This is a genomic window from Pseudomonas sp. PAGU 2196 (genome assembly GCF_022179005.1).
In the GTDB taxonomy this organism is placed as follows: domain Bacteria; phylum Pseudomonadota; class Gammaproteobacteria; order Pseudomonadales; family Pseudomonadaceae; genus Aquipseudomonas; species Aquipseudomonas kermanshahensis.
Map to the genome: position 1 here is coordinate 23,758 of NZ_BNTL01000029.1, position 16,818 is coordinate 40,575.

The following is a 16,818-nucleotide window of genomic DNA, read 5'->3' on the forward strand; positions in this document are numbered from 1 at the left end:
AGGCCGGCACAGGCTATCAACAAAGCTTGTGATCGCCGCGCACCCTGAGTAACGTGGCCAGCTCTTTTGCAACGATCGCCGGAGCCCGCCCCATGCGCCTCACCCCCTCCCTGCTGCTCGCCGCCATGCTACCCCTGTTCGCTGGCTGCCAGCTCATGGCTGCCACGCCGACCGACCCGAACATCGGCACCACGCGCATGCAGGGCGAACTGAGCGCCGCCGGGGGCCAGTTGCTGTTCAAACCCTGTAATGAAAGCCGCCGTTTCGTGATCAACGACGCCGCCAGCACTGGCATCCTGCAGGAAGCCGCCAACCTCGCCAAGGATGCTGGCGACAAGCTGTTCGCCGACGTGCGCGGCCGCCTGACTGGCAGCAAGCAGGCCAACACCGACGGCCAACTCGACGTCCGCCGCCTGTACCGCCTGGAGCCCTCGACCCGGGCCTGCGAAGACCCCAACTTCAAACAGCTGACCCTGCGTGCCAACGGCCACGAACCCGACTGGGACATCAAAGCCAGCGGCAAAGGCATGGTCGTCAGCCGCGTAGGCCAGGCGCCGCTGCCCCTGCCGTTCCTGGAAGAAGAAGTACCCGGTGGCGGCCTGACCCTGACCAGCGAAGCCAACGGCCAGCACGTGGAGCTTTGGGTCGCACCGCAACGCTGCGTGGACAGCGCGACCGGGGCAGTCCGTCACTTGCGCGCCGAGCTGCGCATCGATGGCAAGACCCTGCAAGGCTGCGGTTACTACGGTGGTGCACGCGACAACTGATCGCCGGGCACTTTTATCCTGCCAGTCAAGGTGGCGAACAGCTTATACTTGGCGGTTTGTGTAAAGCCGCCGGCCGCCCATGGCCGGGATACTGGACCCTGCCATGCTACGAATCACCGAACTGAAGCTGCCCCTGGACCATCCTGAAGAAGCCCTGCGCGAAGCCATCGTCCAGCGCCTGGGCATCCGCGATGAGCAATTGCTCAGCTTCAACCTGTTCAAGCGCAGCTACGACGCACGCAAGAAAAACAGCGAACTGCTGTTCATCTACACCATCGACCTCGAAGCCAGCAACGAAGCCGAGCTGCTTCACACATTCGAAGACGATCGCAACATCGGCGTCGCGCCTGACGTTACCTACAAGTACGTCGGCCACGCCCCTGCCGAGGTCGAGCAACGCCCGATCGTGGTCGGCTTCGGCCCCTGCGGTATCTTTGCCGGCTTGTTGCTGGCGCAGATGGGCTTCAAGCCGATCATCCTCGAGCGCGGCAAAGAAGTGCGCCAGCGCACCAAGGACACCTGGGGCCTGTGGCGCAAAAGCGTGCTCAACCCGGAGTCCAACGTGCAGTTCGGCGAAGGCGGCGCCGGGACGTTCTCGGACGGCAAGCTGTACAGCCAGATCAAGGACCCGCTGCACCACGGCCGCAAGGTGCTGGAAGAGTTCGTCAAGGCCGGTGCGCCCGATGAGATCCTCTACATCAACAAGCCGCACATCGGTACCTTCCGCCTGACCGGCATGGTCGAGCAGATGCGTCAGGACATCATCGCCCTGGGCGGCGAAGTGCGCTTCCAGGAGAAAGTCACCGACCTGCTGACCGATGATGGGCAGCTGACCGGCGTGGTATTGGAAAGCGGCGAGCAGCTGCATTCGCGCCATGTGGTGCTGGCCCTGGGCCACAGTGCCCGCGACACGTTCCGCATGCTGCACGCCAAGGGCGTGTTCATGGAGGCCAAACCCTTCTCGGTCGGCTTCCGTATCGAGCACCCGCAAACGCTGATCGACAAGGCGCGCCTGGGCAAGTACGCCGGCCACCCGAAGCTCGGCGCCGCCGACTACAAGCTGGTGTATCACGCCAAAAACGGCCGTTCGGTCTACAGCTTCTGCATGTGCCCGGGCGGCACCGTGGTCGCGGCCACCAGCGAGCCTGGCCGTGTCGTCACCAACGGCATGAGCCAGTACTCGCGCAACGAACGCAATGCCAACTCCGGCATCGTCGTCGGCATCGACCCGGAACGCGACTACCCGGGTGGCCCGTTGGCCGGTATTGAGCTGCAGGAGCGCCTGGAAGCCCACGCCTACGTGATGGGTGGCAGCAACTACCAGGCACCGGCGCAGCTGGTTGGCGACTTCGTGGCCGGCAGGCCGTCCACTGCCCTGGGCAGTGTCGAACCGTCTTATAAACCGGGCGTGACCCTGGGCGACCTGGCGCCCAGCTTGCCGGACTTCGCCATCGAGGCGATCCGCGAAGCACTGCCGGCATTCGATCGGCAGATCAAGGGCTACAACCTGCACGATGCTGTGCTGACCGGCATCGAGACGCGCACGTCTTCGCCGCTGCGCATTACCCGGGGTGAAGACTTCCAGAGCCTGAACCTGAAGGGGCTGTTCCCGGCAGGCGAAGGTGCGGGTTATGCGGGCGGTATTCTGTCCGCTGGCGTCGATGGCATTCGCATTGCCGAGGCGGTGGCGCGGGATATGCTCGGGCTGAACGCATAAGGCCCGCTTCGGGTAAGAGCAGCCTTGTGCTGCGAAGAGGCCGGTGAAAACAGCGAAGATCTATGTGCTGCCACTGGCCTCTTCGCAGCGCAAGGCTGCTCCTACACGGAATCGAGTCTGCGGGGGCTCAAGAAAAGTCTGCAGAGATAATCAGATTTGCCCTACCCGCGTATTCCGCAACACCGTCTAGGCTTGCCACAGCCCAGGCAGCAATAACATATAACAAAAACGAATATAGTTTTTGTTTGAAAGCATATCGCCACAGGCTAGGGTGTACACCCGTTTCATCCTTAATCTCTCAGGGAGAGCCCATAGCCCGTGCGTAGCCTCTTCACCCGATTCTTTCAGCTCGAAGCTGCCAGCGGTCTGCTGCTGATCGCCGCGGCCGTTCTTGCGCTGGTCATCAACAACTCACCTTTGTCCTACCTGTACAACGGCCTGCTCGACGTCCCGGTAGCGGTCAAGGTTGGCGCGCTGGAAATCGCCAAGCCCTTGCTGCTGTGGATCAACGACGGCCTGATGGCGCTGTTCTTCCTGCTCATCGGCCTGGAGGTCAAGCGCGAGGTGGTCGACGGCCACCTCTCCAAGCCCTCGCAGATAGTCCTGCCCGCTACCGCTGCGGTGGGTGGCATGGTGATACCAGCACTGATCTACTGGTTCATTAACCGCGACGACCCGGCTGCGGTCGCCGGCTGGGCCATCCCCACCGCCACCGACATTGCCTTCGCCCTTGGCGTGCTGGCACTGCTGGGCAAGCGCGTACCGGTTTCGCTGAAGCTGTTCCTGATGACCCTGGCGATCATCGATGACCTGGGTGCGATCATCGTCATTGCCCTGTTCTATTCGGGCACCTTGTCGAGCGTCTCGCTGCTGCTGGCCGGCGCCTGCCTGGTAGCGCTGCTGGCCATGAACCGGCTTGGCGTGGTCAAACTCGGGCCCTACCTGATCATCGGCCTGGTGCTTTGGGTGTGCGTGCTCAAGAGCGGTGTTCACGCCACGCTGGCGGGTGTCGCCCTGGCGCTGTGCATCCCACTGCGCACCCGCAACGCCGAAACGTCGCCGCTGCTGTCCCTGGAGCATGCCCTGCACCCTTGGGTTGCCTACGCCATTCTGCCGCTGTTCGCCTTCGCCAACGCCGGTGTTTCGCTGGCAGGCATGAACCTGGAAAGCTTCACTCATCCAGTACCGCTGGGTATCGCTGTTGGCTTGCTGCTGGGTAAGATGGTAGGGGTCTTTGGCCTGACCTGGATCGCGATCAAACTTGGCCTGGCCGCGTTGCCGGCAGGCGCAAACTGGGGGCAATTGCTGGGGGTGGCGATCCTCTGTGGCATCGGCTTCACCATGAGCTTGTTCGTGGGCTCGCTGGCATTCGTGCCAGGCAGTAGCGATTATGCGGGCATGGACCGCATGGGTATCCTCACGGGCTCGTTCTTCGCCGCGGTCATCGGCTATGCCGTCACTGCCATGGCCAGCCGCAAACCCCTCGCAAGCTAAAAAACTGTGGCATTAAAAACCCCGACTGGCGTGGCCATGTCGGGGTTTTTTATTGTTGCGCTACAACCGGGTCAAGGCTCAGTGCGAGACGCGGCTGGTACCGTCAACGGTCATGATGCGAACACGGTCGCCAACCCGGAAAATCTCGTTTTCCTGAACGGCCTGCACATAGGCACGCATGCTGCCGTCATCTTCACGCACGGTGATTTCAACACCCTGGGTGCGAGTGATGCCTTCCTCGGCGGCAGAGCCTGCCAGGCCACCGGCCACTGCACCAATTACGGCCGCAACGATGCTGCCGCGGCCACCACCGACTGCACTGCCGGCAACGCCACCGACAATGGCGCCAGCGCCACCGCCGATTGGGGTCTTGGTGCCTTCGATCTTGACCGGACGGAGGGATTCGATGGTACCCATACGCACTGTCTGCACGCGACGGGCCTCATCACGGGAGTAGCTATCGCCGGTCAGGCTCGAGGCACAGCCCCCCAGCAACAGCGACATGGTGGTAAAGGTCGCCACCAGCAAAGCGGATTTACGCATAGGTAAAATCTCCAAAAGTCATCGGTGTCCATTAGACGCTGCGCGTTGACGGCTGTCACGACGCAGACGCAATAAAATTGTTTTCATTCAGCCTGGGTACAGCCTGCATGGACTGTATCGTGGGGCCTTTCAAGTGAGACCAAGGATAGCCATGGATTACTTCATCGTCGTGGTGACAACTGTCGCAGGGCTGTACTTCCATGGGTGGCTGTATGTGCGCATGCGCCGCTGGATGGACCGCGACCTGGCGCTATCGATGGCCGGGAAGGATGCGCAGAAGCGTGACTACATGTTGCAGCGGCTGGAGCAGGCACGCAGAGAGAAGGTCAAGCGCAAGGCGCTGGCGAGTTGGTTGGCACGTGAGGCCGAGGCTTATCCCGGCGTAGCGGAATAAACACCTGGGGCCGCAAGCGGCCCCAGGGTTTTCAAGGCGCCAACCGCTCTCGCAGCCATTGCCCATCGACCACTCGATAGTTCAACCGGTCATGCAGGCGGCTCGCCCGCCCCTGCCAGAACTCGATACGCTCAGGCAACAGACGGTACCCTCCCCAGTGCTCGGGGCAATGCGGCTGAGTGTCACAGAACCGCGCCTCGGTCGCCTTTACCAGCGCTTCCAATGCTTCGCGGCCGGTAATTACCCGGCTTTGCGGCGAGGCCCAAGCCCCCAGGCGACTGCCCAGCGGTCGCACCTGGTAGTAGTCGTCCGACTCCTTGGCCGTGACCTTTTCCACACGCCCTTCGATGCGTACCTGGCGCTCAAGCGCCGGCCAGAAGAACGTCATGGCGGCGAAAGGGTTGGCCTGCAGTTGCTGGCCCTTGGCACTTTCGTAGTTGGTGAAGAAGGTGAAACCACGGTCATCGAGCCCCTTGAGCAGCAAGACGCGGCAATGGGGCCGGCCCTCGCCATCGACCGTGGCGAGGGTCAAGGCGTTGGCCTCGACCGGGGGTTGTTCAGTCTTCACCGCATCGGCGAACCACTGGTGGAACAAAGCGAACGGCTCCCCCGGGGCCTGGGCTTCTGCCAGGCCGTCACGGGTGTAGTCGCGGCGCATATCGGCCAGGGTTTGAGTCATGGCTGCGTTTCCTTGACGATCAGTTGGTCTTCGCAGGGCTGTTGGCGGCTACTTTCTTGTCGGTGGTCGCCTTCTTGGTAGCGGGCTTGGCCGGCGCGGCTTTGCTTTTTGCAGCCGTCTTGGCGGGTGCCTTGGCCTTGGCGACAGGCTTTTTCGCGGCCGGTTTGGCAGCGGCCTTGGCAGCCGGCTTGGTGCTGACGGCTTTGGCGGCAGGTGCCTTGGCATCCTGAACCGCGACCATCGACGCTGGGGTCGGTGCTGGCGCGGCCTGTTGGTATTTGGCCAGCAGCGCGACCATGGTGTTCTGTGGCGTCAGCAGCAATTCCACACGGCGGTTCAGTGCACGGCCTTCGGCACTGTCGTTGGCGGCACGCGGCATCACCGACCCCATCCCCTTCAGGCTCAGGCGATCACGTTGCAGGCCGCTCAGGCGGAAAATCGCCGACACCGAGGCGGCGCGCTCCAGGCTGAGCTTCTGGTTAGCCACTGCAACACCGCTGCTGTCGGCATGGCCCAGCACCAACACGGCGGTCTTGGAATCGCCCTCGACGGTCTTGGCCACACGGGTGATCGGGCCCAGGGTCATCGGCAGCAGCATGTTCGGGCGATCAGGGTTGTACGAGCTGTCCACCGGAATGGTCACCGCCAGCACGTTGTCACGGCGCTCCAGTTCCAGCTTGCTGTCCTTGATCGCTTCACGCAGCTTGGGCTCGTATTCGTCCAACCAGGCCTGGGTGGCTTTCTGGTCGATCTTCGGTACAACAGGCCCTTTGGCCGTGTCGTCGCCACCGAACGGCCACCACCAGCGGCTGGCACTCTCGGACTTGGCATCGGCCTTGGCGACTTTTTCGGTGACGGCTTGCTTCACTTCCTGCTCGGCAACCTGGTCCGACCCAAAAGGCCACCAGTTGAAACCACTGTCCTTCGCGGCGTCCGGGGAGTGGCTGGCGCAGCCGGTAACGGCGGTCAGGCACAGGGCGAGTGCTAAGGTTTTATGTGAAGACATCAGCGATACACCATGAAATAGAAGGAAATTTTGCCAACGCACTTAACGCGTAGACATTGAGGATAGTCAAAGGGGTCAGCCAATACCCGCATTACCCGATCAAAGGCAACTGGCAAGGACGCGGACCAACTTCTGGGCTCTTGGGTCCATGAGCACATACGGGCCAAGGGTATTGACCACAAAACCGAATGCCACATCGTGCTCTGGGTCGGCGAAACCTACCGAGCCGCCCGCGCCGGGATGCCCGAACGCACGGGCACCGAGGCCAAAGGTGGCATTGGCCACCTCGGGCTGGTCAAGCATGCAGCCCAGGCCGAAACGGGTCTGGGTCAGCAAGGTGCGATCCTGGCCGATACTGTGCTCGCGGGTGAGTTCGTCGAGCAGTTCGGACTCGAGCAGGCTGCCATCGAGCAGACCGGCATAGAAGCCTGCCAGGCTGCGGGCATTGCCGTGGCCATTGGCCGCCGGTTGCTGCATGCGCCGCCACTCGGGCTTATTGGTACTGGTGAGAATCGCTGGCGGGTTGGTGAACGCACGGGTCGACAGCGCCTCGGGCTCACGCATGGTCACCTGCAGCAAGCGCTGGGCCGCGGCATCGCCGGGGTTACCTTTGCCGCGTGCGATATGCGCCACGCGGTAAAACGCTTCATCCGCCAGGCCGACATGGAAGTCCAGCCCCAACGGCCGGGCCGTACGGGCCACGATCGAATCGCCTGGGCCACGGCCGTCTGCACGGCGGATCAGCTCCCCGATCAGCCAGCCATAAGTGATGGCGGCGTAGCCGTGTTCGGTGCCAGGCGCCCACCACGGGGTTTCGGCGGCCAAGGCATCGACCATCGCCTGCCAGTCATACAACGCCTCGGCAGGCAGCAACTCACGGATGGCCGGCAGGCCAGCGCGATGGCTGAGCAACTGGCGCAGGGTGATGGACTGCTTGCCGGCCTGAGCGAATTCGGGCCAGTAACGCGCGACCGGAACATCCAGCGCCAATTTGCCCTCGCCTACCAGTTGCAAGGCGGTGACGGCGGTGAAGGTCTTGGTGCAGGAGAACAGGTTGGCGATGGTGTCGCTGTGCCAGGCCTGCTGCCCGTCCTTGTCGCTGGTGCCCGCCCACAGGTCGATCACGGTCTCGCCGCCCACCTGGATGCACAGCGCCGCGCCACGCTCCTGGGGATCATCGAACAACTCGGCGAAGGCTTCACGCACCGCCTCGAACTTCAGCTCATAGTGACCCTGGATCTGCACCCACTGTTCTCCGTACGACCTTCTGAAAATGGCGTGCATTGTTTCAGTAGTTGGCGGTTTTGCAAACTGGCTTAGGCTGGGTGGTCGCAGGTAAAGGGGCCGTTTGACGGCCCCGATGGCTCACGGCTGCGGCTTGGCCAACTGCGCGCGCAACTGACCAATGGCCTGCTGGTTGTTTTTACGCACCGCCTCGACGAACCCTGGATAGGGCACATCGGTGATGGCCACCAGCCCCAGGTGCCCATTCTCACCATCGAGCAGCCGCCCACTGGCCGGTTGGTCCAGGTACTGGAACCAATGCGCACCGACGATCATCGGCTGCGCCAACGCGGCCTTGAGGAAGTTGCCATAGGCCGGCCCACGGTCTTCTTCACGCGCCACCTCCAACGGCCCCGGCCAGAACGGCCCGCGGTCGCGGGAGCCGAACTGGAACTCGGACACCAGCACCGGTTTGTCCAGTTCGGCAAGACGGGCGAAGTCGTAACCGTCCTCAGGCTTGAGGGTATAGAAGTTGAAACTCAGCACGTCGCAGAACTCCGCGCAGGCCTTGACCGCTTCTGGCGTGCTCACCGCGTAGCGGCCGCCGAGCAGTAAGTGGTTGGGCGCGTGCCACTTCAACGAGTCAGCGATGGTCTTGAAATAGGTCTCGGCGAACACCTGCTGGAAGTACTGGTAATCCCGCTCGATTTCCGGGTGCTCCGGGTTGGGCAAGGGGGCCTCGAAACCGGGGTCTTCCATCAGCTCCCAGGCGGACAGTTCAATCCCCCAAGCCTTGGACAGGCCCTCCTGGTTGCGGTATTTGTCCCGCAGTTGCTTAAGGAAGGCGCGCTTGGCGGGCACGTCGGTGGTCAGGCGCAGTGTGCCGTAGGCCAGCCCGTAGCGGGCCTTGGGGTCATTGCCCGGTGCGGCCCAGGCCAGCTCGTTGTCAGCGAAGTAGCCGATCAGCCACGGGTCATCACGGTGGTCCCGGGCGGCGATGGCGACCGCGCGTTCGGTGGCCATGGCGAACCGGGGGTCGAAGGGGTCGGGCATGCTGCCCCACCAGTCCATGCCCGTGCTGATGCTGGCGTAGTCACCGACAATCGACAGCGGCAAGGTGTAGGGCATGCGCTTGGCCTGGCCGAACGCCGGATCGCTCCAGTTACCCAGGGTGTTGAAACCCCAGGCTTGCAGACGATCGAGCGCGTGCGTCTGCCAGCGCGAGGCATCCAGCAGCACCGGCGGGCACTCAGCCGCAGGCTGCCCCTCAACGCTGGGCGGGCAAGGTTTGCCATAGGTGCGCTGGATATTGGCGGCATAGAAGTCGAACCATCGCCCCTGCTTGAAGTTGCGCCCTTGCGACGAGGCATTGCCGTCGTCGTTGTTACCCTTGCCATAGAACGCCGCCAGCGGATCACTATCGCCGGGCAGCGCCTTGAACATGCCGTCACGGCCTTCGACGTAGGTGCGCCCGCCATCTGCGGCCACGGCGTTGACACCCAGCGAGTAGAACGGGTGCCCATCCGGCGTTACCAGGTACCAACGGCCATCACGCTTCTCGGTTCGGAAAAAGCCCTTGGCCTCGAACGCCGCCCCGTCCAGCAGCCCGCCATAGGTGTCCAGGGGCTGCTTGCCAAGCTCTGCCAGCCAGCCCTTGAGTTGCTGCTGTTCGCGCACATCGGCAGCCTTGAGCTGCTCGTCGCTGCCGATTTTTTCAGGCCATTGGCCACGCGTGGACTGGCCATAAGCGTCAATCAGCTCGTGGTAGGCAGCTTTGTAGGCCTGGTCGTCATCCTGAATACCCACTTTCTCGATCAGCAGGCTCTGTGCCACCTTGGGGTTGGGGATCGTCAGGCTGACAGAGGCCACTTGCTTGAGGTCTACCGCGCCCGCACTACTGGTCAGCAACAGGCGCTGGCCGGCATACATCCACGGCATTGGCGGGCCAGCGCGCATACCCTGGCTCAACGGCGAGGTGGCCGTGAGCGGCACCATCACCGTCTGGGCCGGCCCGGCTGGCAGGTCGATGCGGCTGGTCAGCGTGCGGCCATCAGTGCCCAGCACGGTGACATCCACAGTCAGCGCCCAATCCATGGCGCTTTGCAGGCGCAAGGTCAGGAACTGCCCGGCCGACCAGTCCCAGGCACCGCTTTGTGGGCTCAGGCGCAGGGTCGGCCGCTCGACCGGGTTGAACACCACACGCCGCAGCACCTCCCCCCCGGCCGTTTGCTCTGCGTTGTACTGCGGCATGCCGGCATCTTCGGTCACCACGTTGACCACCGAGGCCGGGCGCACGAAGCTGAACAGCGTCTGCTGCCCGGCCAGCAAGGGCGAGCTGAACAACAGGGCGAATACGACAGGCAGGGTACGGCGGACCATAGGGCTGGGGCTCTCCTTCAGGGCCCTCGTGAGCCCAAGACTGAGTGATGGACAACAAGCCGGAGCAGTGTGCTCCGGCCGTCAGGAAATCTCCCGCCGGAAGGGCGGCAGCGCATTGAGAATAGCCTTGCCGTAGCGCTGGGTGACCAGGCGCCGATCGAGCAAGGTGATGACGCCGCGATCCTGCTCGGTCCGCAGCAACCGACCACAGGCCTGGATCAGCCGTAACGAGGCATCGGGCACGGCAATTTCCATGAACGGGTTGCCGCCGCGGGCTTCGATCCACTCGGCCAGGGCCGCCTCGACCGGATCGTCGGGCACGGCGAAGGGGATCTTGGCGATCACCACATGCTCGCAATAGGCACCGGGCAAATCGACACCTTCGGCAAAGCTGGCCAGGCCGAACAACACGCTGTGCTGGCCGTCATCGACCCGCGCCTTGTGCTTGTTCAGGGTTTCCTGCTTGGACAGGTTGCCCTGGATCAGCACCAGCTTGCGCCAGTCCCGGTCCAGGCCGTCGAACACATCCTGCATCTGCTTGCGCGACGAGAACAGCACCAGCGCACCGCGGGCATCGTCGAGCATGTTAGGTAATTCGCGGATGATGGCGGCGGTGTGCGCCGCCGCATCACGTGGGTCGGCGCCCAGGTCGGGCACCCGCAGCAGGCCGGCATCGCCATGCACGAACGGGCTGGGGACCACGCAGGTAACGGCATCACGCGGCAGGCCCGAACGCATGCGGTAGCGGTCAAACTTGCCCAGGGCGGTGAGCGTGGCCGAGGTCACCAGCGCGCCGTGGGCGACACTCCACAGGCTGCGACGAAGCATTTCGGCGGCGAGAATGGGGCTGGCGTTGACTTCGATGTCGAACAACGCCCCACTTTCGGCCAGGGTCAGCCAGCGCGCCATGGGCGGGCTGTCTTCGGGGTCTTCGGCGGTGAAGGCCGTCCACAGCTCCCAGTTGCCCTGTGCGCGGGTCACCAGGCTGCCGAACAGCGGGTACCATTCTTCGGCCTGGTGGCTGGCGATACCGATATTCACTTCACCGTCCATGCCTTCCTTCAGCAGGTCAGCCAGGCGAGTGAACAGGTCGTTGAGGCGGGCGAAGCCCTTTTTCAGTTCGATGCCCACCTCGCGGATCTGCTCTGGCACTACGCCCCCTTCGAAGCGATAGCGCGGGCGTTCACGGCCCTCGGTGTCTTCGCTAGGGCGGAAGTCCGCGACCTGTTCGCACAAGGTGAACATGAACTGCTGCTGGGTGCGGATCTCCCGTGCCAGCTCCGGCACCTGTTCGATCAGTTTGCCCAGGTCACCCGGCAACGGGTGCTGGGCCAGCAGCTTGGTGAGGTTCTTGGCGGTCTGCTCCAGCCAGTCGGCGGTGGAGCGCAAGCGCGAGTAATGCGCGAAGTGGCCAATGGCTTTGTCTGGCAGGTGGTGGCCTTCGTCGAACACGTACATGGTGTCGCGTGGGTCGGGCAACACCGCGCCGCCCCCCAGGGCCAGGTCAGCCAGGACCATGTCGTGGTTGGTGACGATCACGTCGACCTTGCCCATGCCCTCGCGCGCTTTATAGAACACGCACTGCTGGAAGTTCGGGCAATGGCGGCCGGTGCATTGGCTGTGATCGGTCGTCAGGCGTGCCCAGTCCTGGTCTTCCAGGGCTTCGGACCAGCTGTCGCGGTCGCCGTCCCAGCGGTTGCCCGCCAGTTTCTCGATCATGCTGTTGAACAGCTTCTGGCTGCGCTCGTCGACTTCGATGTGGAAGCCTTCTTCCTCGAACAACTGCGCAGTGGCCGATTGTGCATGGCCTTCTTGCAGCAGCACATCGAGCTTGGACAGACACAGGTAGCGGCCGCGCCCCTTGGCCAGGGCGAAGCTGAAATTCAGCCCGCTGCTGCGCATCAGGTCGGGCAGGTCCTTGAAGACGATCTGCTCTTGCAGGGCGACGGTCGCGGTGGCGATGACCAGGCGCTTGCCGGCAGCCTTGGCGGCCGGGATCGCGGCCAGCGCATAGGCGACCGTCTTGCCGGTACCGGTACCCGCCTCGACTGCGACAACGGCAGGCTCGCCGGCACGGCGGCCTTCATCGTCGCAGGCGATGTCGCCGAGCACCTTGGCCACTTCGGCGATCATCAGGCGCTGGCCGTAGCGCGGCTTGAGGCTCTTGGCTTCGAGAAAACGCGAGTAGGCGCCCTGGATGGTGGCTTTGAGTTCGTTGCTGATCATGGTCTGCAGGCGCCCGGAGGGCTGGATATATTTTCAGTGTTTCGCATGGGCGGCTATCATACCCCGCTATTGCCCTTTATGCCGCATGGAGATCCGGATGCTTGCCTTTGCCCTCCCCTACACACTGCATGTCCTAGCCGCGCTGGTCTGGGTCGGCGGCATGTTCTTCGCCTGGCTAGTGCTGCGCCCGGCAACGGTTGCAGCCCTCGACGGGCCTGCGCGCCTGCGGTTGTGGGTGGAAGTTTTCCGACGCTTCTTCAGATGGGTCTGGTTGGCTGTCGCGATTTTGGCGATCAGCGGTATCGGCATGTTGCACATGCGCTTCACAGGCTTCGAGACCGCGCCCAAGTACGTGCATGTGATGATCGGTGGCGGCATTGCCATGTTCGCCCTGTTCATGCGCATCCAGGCCTTGCTGCTGCCAGAGCTGAAAACAGCCGTGCAGGCCGAGGACTGGGCGACGGGGGCCGCAGTATTGGGCAGGATTCGACAGATGGTCGGCATCAACCTGCTACTGGGCATCGCGGTGGTGGCAGTGGCCAGCTCGCGGTGGGTGCTGTAGGCGACGCGATCCCTGTGCCGCGCCGCCCGCGCGGGTCAAAGGCGCTGCAGGATCAACTCACCCGAGGCACCGGCCAGACCTGGCTGGCCCGGTTGCCCCGGCCGCCCGCTGGCACCTGCATCGGTGCGATAGACCAGACACCCTTTACTCGCCCCGCCTTTGCCTGCCTTGCCCGCTGTACCGGCCTGGCCCGGGGCGCCGCCATCCAGGCGCACCACAATGCGCGATTGAGCAAAGCCCTGCGGCACACTCAGGCGAATTCGCCCACCCGCCGCACCGTCATGCCCGTTGCCGCCATCATCGCCATTGGCGCCGCGGCTGGCCTGGCCCCAGGTGCAGCCCCCGGCTTGGCCGTTGGCACCATCGAGGCCTGCATAACCCGGCGCGCCGGCACCGCCTCGGGCATCGATCGACAGTTGCTCGGCCTCTAACTCATCCAGCTTCAAGTCCAGGCTTCGCCCGGAACGGGCCGCACGCTGGTAGGTGCCTGGCGCACCCGGGGCACTAATCTGGCTGCCCTCACCCAGCCGGGCACTGCGTGCTTCGATGCGCAGCGGGTGGTCAGCGGGGGCAATGGCGATACGCGCCTCACGCCCCAGCTGCAGGTGATCGACCTTCAACTCAGTAAGCGTGGCAGGCAATATCAACGTCGCCGAGTCGGCCACGCGCAGGGACTCAAGGTGCACGCTGGCCGACTTGTCGGGCAAGCGCAGCATGGAATTGGAAGCCACTTCAAGGCTTTCGGCCTGGGCCAAGGGCGCGGCCAACACCGCCAGCAACATCAGATTACGCATTGCGCGGCGCCTCCTGCGCACGAGGAATGGACATGACATGGAAGATCCCCGTCAGCAGGATCTGCAAGCGGTCGAACCAGCGGTGGCTGCGCCCACGCAGGCTGGCGTTGAAGAACAACACCTCGAGCACATGCAGGCTCAGCAAGACAATGCCTGCGGCGTTGATCAGAAGATTGAATGGCAAGGGTTGCGGCATCAACAGATTGAACAGCGCCACGCCCCAGAAGATAACGGTCAGGACCTTGCCCAGGCCCAGGATGAACTTCATAGCCCCGCCCCTCTACATTTATTGTTATGTCGAAGCGGCCCGTTCGAGCGAGCCGTGCGACCAACAGTACCTGTAATGCCAAGGCGTGCGCCAGAGGCCCTGCAGTGACGCTTGTCGGATCGAACTGCCCAGCAGCCTGCGACCGCGCCACTGCTCCAGGCGCGGACGCTGGTGCTGGCCGTCACCGCTGGATCTTGATCTCGGTGCGACGGTTCATGGCGCGCCCATCGGCCGTGGCGTTGTCAGCCACTGGCTGGGTTTCACCGGCACCCACTATCGAGACGAAGCTGCTGCGCGGCACACCGCTCTCGACCAGGTAATCGGTCACCGAATGGGCACGGCGCTCGGACAGTTTCTGGTTATAGGTGTCAGAGCCCACGCTGTCGGTATGGCCGCTGACACTCAGGCGGGCACTCGGTGCTTCCTGTTTGAGGCGGGTGGCGATGGTGTTCAGCCGCTCTTTATCCTTGGCGGTCAGACGCGCAGAGTCGAACTCGAAGTGCACATCGCGGATGACGATGACTTCTTCCTTCTGCACCACGACTTCCTCGACCACCGCGACCGGTTCTGGCGGGCAGCCATTGGCATCGACCTGCACACCGCGTGGGGTGCCGGGGCACTTGTCACGGCTGTCCGGCACGCCGTCACCATCCTCGTCGCCATCGCCATGGGCCCAGCAATAGCCCGCCGCCAGGCCACCGCCCAACAACGCGCCCCAGCCAGCCCAGCTGGAACTCTCGATGGCACCCAAGGCGGCGCCGCCTACGCCCCCGACGGCAGCACACTTCGGCCAGTCGGTTTTTTGCAAACCTGCACAACCAGTCAACACACTGGTGAGCAGTACCAAGGGTATCGCTGTGCGTACTATGCTCATTTTCGTTGCTTCTCCTAGGGGAATCGGCATAAGGCCGATCTCTGGGAGTAAAGACCGCGCAATCCATCCCTGCCAGCAATAAGCCACGACGCGGTCACATGCCGCTTTGCCCAGGCGCCGCGGCCCGTTAGTCTTGGATGACTTGAACGAGGATTGGCAATGACCGACGGTTTTTCCCAGCGCACGCCCCAGCAGGCCTTGGCGGCCCTGCTCGAGCGTTTTACCCCTCAACGCCTGTTGCTGGTAGGCACGCGCTTCCCCGCACTGGACGCCTTTGCCGAGGCACACCCGCAGGTGGCCATCGCAACGACTGCACCCGGCCCGTTGCCGGAAGACCTTGCCGGTCAACGCTTCGACCTGGCGGTGCTGGTGGACTGCCTGGAGCACCTGCCCAAGCGTACCGGCCTGGAACTGCTGGGCGGCATTCGTAACCTTAATGCCAGCCGGGTTGCGGTGCTGGCCGACCTCTCGGCCTGCGGTTGGCAAGACACCGACTTTTTCGCCCTGGCCTTGTCTGCCAGTGAAAAATTCCGTCGTGAAGGGCAGGTGTTGAGCCTCTTCACCTATGATCTACATGACTACAAGCAAGTCCCGGACTGGCTCAATGCACGATTCTGGGCCAACCCTGAAAATTTTGGAAAGTACTGGTGGTGATGATGAGTGTCTCGGTCTGCCGTTGCGGCAGTGGCAACCTGCTCGACGCCTGCTGCGGGCACTACCATGCCGGAACCCCGGCGCCGGATGCCCAGACGCTGATGCGCTCGCGCTACAGCGCTTACGTGCTGGGCCTGATCGACTACCTGGTGAGCACTACCCTGCCAGCCCAACAAGCGGCGTTGGACCGCGCCGCCATGGCCAGCTGGAGCGCCCAGAGCACCTGGTTGGGGCTGGAGGTGGAAAGCGCCGAGGTGCTGGGCGGCCAACCCGAGCACGGTTTTGTCACCTTCACCGCGCGCTGGCACGATGAGGACGGCGATCACCAGCACCGCGAGCGCTCGGCGTTCGTCCAGCATGAGGGGCGCTGGTACTTCATCGACCCCACGGTCGGGCTGAAGGCCGGGCGCAACGACCCTTGCCCTTGCGCCAGCGGTCAGAAGTTCAAGAAATGCTGCGCCAGTTACGTGGCCAGCTGAGCATGATCGCCCAGGCCCGCGTACTGCTGCTCGGCGCCCTGCTTGCACTGCTGGCAGGCTGCGTCAGCTGGGGCGGCGACGACTGGCGCGAACCTGAGGTGCACCTGGTCAGGGTCGAAACGGTCAAGGCCAGGCTGCTTGAGCAGGAGTTCGTGCTGCACCTGCGCGTCGACAACCCGAATGACAGCCGCTTGTTCATCCGCAGCCTGGCGTATTCGATACGGCTCAACGACCTGCTGCTGGTGCAGGATGAGACCAGTGTGTGGCGCAGCGTCGGCGGCCATGCCCGGCGCACCTTCAAGATCACCGCGCGGACCAACCTGTGGCAGCACCTCAAGCCGCTGGCCAAGCTGCTTAAAAGCGAGCAACCGTTGCATTACACCTTGCAGGGCGAGCTGGCCACCGGGTTGCTGTTCCACCGGGACCTGCACTTGTCGCGCAGTGGTGAGATAATCCCCGGTGATTTCATACCGGAGTAACTTTGCAATGACCCAGCAACCTCATGTTCATGGCCCTGACTGCAACCACGATCATGATCACCACCACGATCACGACCATGGCCATGTGCACGGCCCGCACTGCAACCACGGCCATCAGGAACCTGTTCGTAACGCCCTGAAGGACGTTGGCCGCAACGATCCTTGCCCTTGCGGCAGCGAGAAGAAGTTCAAGAAGTGCCACGGCGCCTGATCGGCACGTTGTACTGAGGGCCTGGTGTAGGGCTTTAGTGTGAGGGTGGCTTTGCGATCGAGCGCCGC

General features: G+C 63.5%; 18 protein-coding genes. 9 read left to right on the top strand and 9 right to left on the bottom strand.

Annotated elements, in window-relative coordinates; translation table 11 throughout:
- The first annotated feature begins 92 nt into the window (after positions 1-92).
- The 3 genes from MFF34_RS22265 to nhaA all read left to right on the top strand — a co-directional run bounded on the left by MFF34_RS22265 (position 93) and on the right by nhaA (position 3,978).
- A complete protein-coding gene (locus tag MFF34_RS22265) occupies positions 93-767 on the top strand; it encodes a COG3650 family protein (RefSeq protein ID WP_099430246.1) in 675 nt (224 codons plus the stop codon).
- 103 nt (positions 768-870) lie between these two features.
- On the top strand, positions 871-2,484 hold the full coding sequence (locus MFF34_RS22270; protein WP_238216487.1) for an NAD(P)/FAD-dependent oxidoreductase: 1,614 nt from the start codon (positions 871-873) through the stop codon (positions 2,482-2,484).
- A gap of 318 nt (positions 2,485-2,802) precedes the next feature.
- On the top strand, positions 2,803-3,978 hold the full coding sequence (gene nhaA, locus MFF34_RS22275) for a Na+/H+ antiporter NhaA (protein WP_238216489.1): 1,176 nt from the start codon (positions 2,803-2,805) through the stop codon (positions 3,976-3,978).
- Positions 3,979-4,056: 78 nt separating this feature from the next.
- On the opposite strand, the gene MFF34_RS22280 is transcribed toward nhaA, so the two are convergent.
- On the bottom strand, positions 4,057-4,521 hold the full coding sequence (locus MFF34_RS22280) for a glycine zipper 2TM domain-containing protein (protein ID WP_027594232.1): 465 nt from the start codon (positions 4,519-4,521) through the stop codon (positions 4,057-4,059).
- 151 nt (positions 4,522-4,672) lie between these two features.
- On the opposite strand from MFF34_RS22280, the gene MFF34_RS22285 reads away from it, so the two are divergent.
- A complete protein-coding gene (locus MFF34_RS22285) occupies positions 4,673-4,915 on the top strand; it encodes a 30S ribosomal protein S3 (protein ID WP_085273541.1) in 243 nt (80 codons plus the stop codon).
- Between the two features lie 31 nt (positions 4,916-4,946).
- On the opposite strand, the gene pdxH is transcribed toward MFF34_RS22285, so the two are convergent.
- From pdxH to dinG, 5 genes are all read right to left on the bottom strand, one after another.
- Entirely contained in the window at positions 4,947-5,594 is a 648-nt protein-coding gene (gene pdxH, locus MFF34_RS22290) for a pyridoxamine 5'-phosphate oxidase (protein ID WP_238216491.1), read from the bottom strand.
- Positions 5,595-5,613: 19 nt separating this feature from the next.
- Entirely contained in the window at positions 5,614-6,600 is a 987-nt protein-coding gene (locus MFF34_RS22295) for an OmpA family protein (protein WP_238216493.1), read from the bottom strand.
- A gap of 99 nt (positions 6,601-6,699) precedes the next feature.
- Positions 6,700-7,845: a serine hydrolase domain-containing protein gene (locus MFF34_RS22300; protein WP_238216495.1), complete on the bottom strand. Its 1,146-nt coding sequence runs from the start codon at positions 7,843-7,845 to the stop codon at positions 6,700-6,702.
- A 120-nt stretch (positions 7,846-7,965) separates the two neighbouring features.
- Positions 7,966-10,203, bottom strand: a complete 2,238-nt coding sequence (locus MFF34_RS22305; protein WP_238216497.1) for a beta-galactosidase — start codon at positions 10,201-10,203, stop codon at positions 7,966-7,968.
- Between the two features lie 81 nt (positions 10,204-10,284).
- The gene (gene dinG / locus MFF34_RS22310) at positions 10,285-12,429 is read right to left on the bottom strand and encodes an ATP-dependent DNA helicase DinG (protein ID WP_027594226.1); all 2,145 of its coding nucleotides are present in this window, start codon (positions 12,427-12,429) and stop codon (positions 10,285-10,287) included.
- A gap of 97 nt (positions 12,430-12,526) precedes the next feature.
- Between dinG and MFF34_RS22315 the strand changes: the two genes are divergently transcribed.
- Positions 12,527-12,991, top strand: a complete 465-nt coding sequence (locus tag MFF34_RS22315) for a CopD family protein (RefSeq protein ID WP_238216499.1) — start codon at positions 12,527-12,529, stop codon at positions 12,989-12,991.
- A 35-nt stretch (positions 12,992-13,026) separates the two neighbouring features.
- On the opposite strand, the gene MFF34_RS22320 is transcribed toward MFF34_RS22315, so the two are convergent.
- The 3 genes from MFF34_RS22320 to MFF34_RS22330 all read right to left on the bottom strand — a co-directional run bounded on the left by MFF34_RS22320 (position 13,027) and on the right by MFF34_RS22330 (position 14,927).
- Complete coding sequence (locus tag MFF34_RS22320; protein WP_238216501.1) at positions 13,027-13,785, bottom strand: collagen-like protein; 759 nt, start codon at positions 13,783-13,785, stop codon at positions 13,027-13,029.
- On the bottom strand, positions 13,778-14,053 hold the full coding sequence (locus MFF34_RS22325) for a DUF1145 domain-containing protein (protein ID WP_027594223.1): 276 nt from the start codon (positions 14,051-14,053) through the stop codon (positions 13,778-13,780). The genes MFF34_RS22320 and MFF34_RS22325 overlap by 8 nt, the downstream gene beginning before the upstream one ends.
- A 181-nt stretch (positions 14,054-14,234) precedes the next feature.
- On the bottom strand, positions 14,235-14,927 hold the full coding sequence (locus tag MFF34_RS22330) for an OmpA family protein (RefSeq protein WP_027594222.1): 693 nt from the start codon (positions 14,925-14,927) through the stop codon (positions 14,235-14,237).
- Between the two features lie 159 nt (positions 14,928-15,086).
- Between MFF34_RS22330 and MFF34_RS22335 the strand changes: the two genes are divergently transcribed.
- Genes MFF34_RS22335 through MFF34_RS22350 form a run of 4 tightly spaced genes read left to right on the top strand, consistent with a single transcriptional unit; the run spans position 15,087 to position 16,750 of the window.
- Positions 15,087-15,581, top strand: coding sequence for a DUF6231 family protein (locus tag MFF34_RS22335; protein ID WP_238216503.1), 495 nt, complete (start codon positions 15,087-15,089; stop codon positions 15,579-15,581).
- A 2-nt stretch (positions 15,582-15,583) separates the two neighbouring features.
- The gene (locus tag MFF34_RS22340; RefSeq protein ID WP_238216505.1) at positions 15,584-16,060 is read left to right on the top strand and encodes a YchJ family protein; all 477 of its coding nucleotides are present in this window, start codon (positions 15,584-15,586) and stop codon (positions 16,058-16,060) included.
- 2 nt (positions 16,061-16,062) lie between these two features.
- On the top strand, positions 16,063-16,539 hold the full coding sequence (locus MFF34_RS22345; RefSeq protein ID WP_186682779.1) for an LEA type 2 family protein: 477 nt from the start codon (positions 16,063-16,065) through the stop codon (positions 16,537-16,539).
- Between the two features lie 7 nt (positions 16,540-16,546).
- Positions 16,547-16,750 (top strand): SEC-C metal-binding domain-containing protein, encoded by a 204-nt coding sequence (locus MFF34_RS22350; protein ID WP_033694179.1) that lies wholly within the window; start codon positions 16,547-16,549, stop codon positions 16,748-16,750.
- The last annotated feature ends 68 nt before the right edge of the window (positions 16,751-16,818 follow it).

Coding starts and splice junctions, on each gene's coding strand:
- MFF34_RS22265 (WP_099430246.1), top strand. CDS start 93: ATGCGCCTCACCCCCTCCCTGCTGCTCGCCGCCATGCTACCCCTGTTC.
- MFF34_RS22270 (WP_238216487.1), top strand. CDS start 871: ATGCTACGAATCACCGAACTGAAGCTGCCCCTGGACCATCCTGAAGAA.
- MFF34_RS22280 (WP_027594232.1), bottom strand. CDS start 4,521: ATGCGTAAATCCGCTTTGCTGGTGGCGACCTTTACCACCATGTCGCTG.
- MFF34_RS22285 (WP_085273541.1), top strand. CDS start 4,673: ATGGATTACTTCATCGTCGTGGTGACAACTGTCGCAGGGCTGTACTTC.
- pdxH (WP_238216491.1), bottom strand. CDS start 5,594: ATGACTCAAACCCTGGCCGATATGCGCCGCGACTACACCCGTGACGGC.
- MFF34_RS22295 (WP_238216493.1), bottom strand. CDS start 6,600: ATGTCTTCACATAAAACCTTAGCACTCGCCCTGTGCCTGACCGCCGTT.
- MFF34_RS22305 (WP_238216497.1), bottom strand. CDS start 10,203: ATGGTCCGCCGTACCCTGCCTGTCGTATTCGCCCTGTTGTTCAGCTCG.
- dinG (WP_027594226.1), bottom strand. CDS start 12,429: ATGATCAGCAACGAACTCAAAGCCACCATCCAGGGCGCCTACTCGCGT.
- MFF34_RS22315 (WP_238216499.1), top strand. CDS start 12,527: ATGCTTGCCTTTGCCCTCCCCTACACACTGCATGTCCTAGCCGCGCTG.
- MFF34_RS22320 (WP_238216501.1), bottom strand. CDS start 13,785: ATGCGTAATCTGATGTTGCTGGCGGTGTTGGCCGCGCCCTTGGCCCAG.
- MFF34_RS22325 (WP_027594223.1), bottom strand. CDS start 14,053: ATGAAGTTCATCCTGGGCCTGGGCAAGGTCCTGACCGTTATCTTCTGG.
- MFF34_RS22330 (WP_027594222.1), bottom strand. CDS start 14,927: ATGAGCATAGTACGCACAGCGATACCCTTGGTACTGCTCACCAGTGTG.
- MFF34_RS22335 (WP_238216503.1), top strand. CDS start 15,087: ATGACCGACGGTTTTTCCCAGCGCACGCCCCAGCAGGCCTTGGCGGCC.
- MFF34_RS22340 (WP_238216505.1), top strand. CDS start 15,584: ATGAGTGTCTCGGTCTGCCGTTGCGGCAGTGGCAACCTGCTCGACGCC.
- MFF34_RS22345 (WP_186682779.1), top strand. CDS start 16,063: ATGATCGCCCAGGCCCGCGTACTGCTGCTCGGCGCCCTGCTTGCACTG.
- MFF34_RS22350 (WP_033694179.1), top strand. CDS start 16,547: ATGACCCAGCAACCTCATGTTCATGGCCCTGACTGCAACCACGATCAT.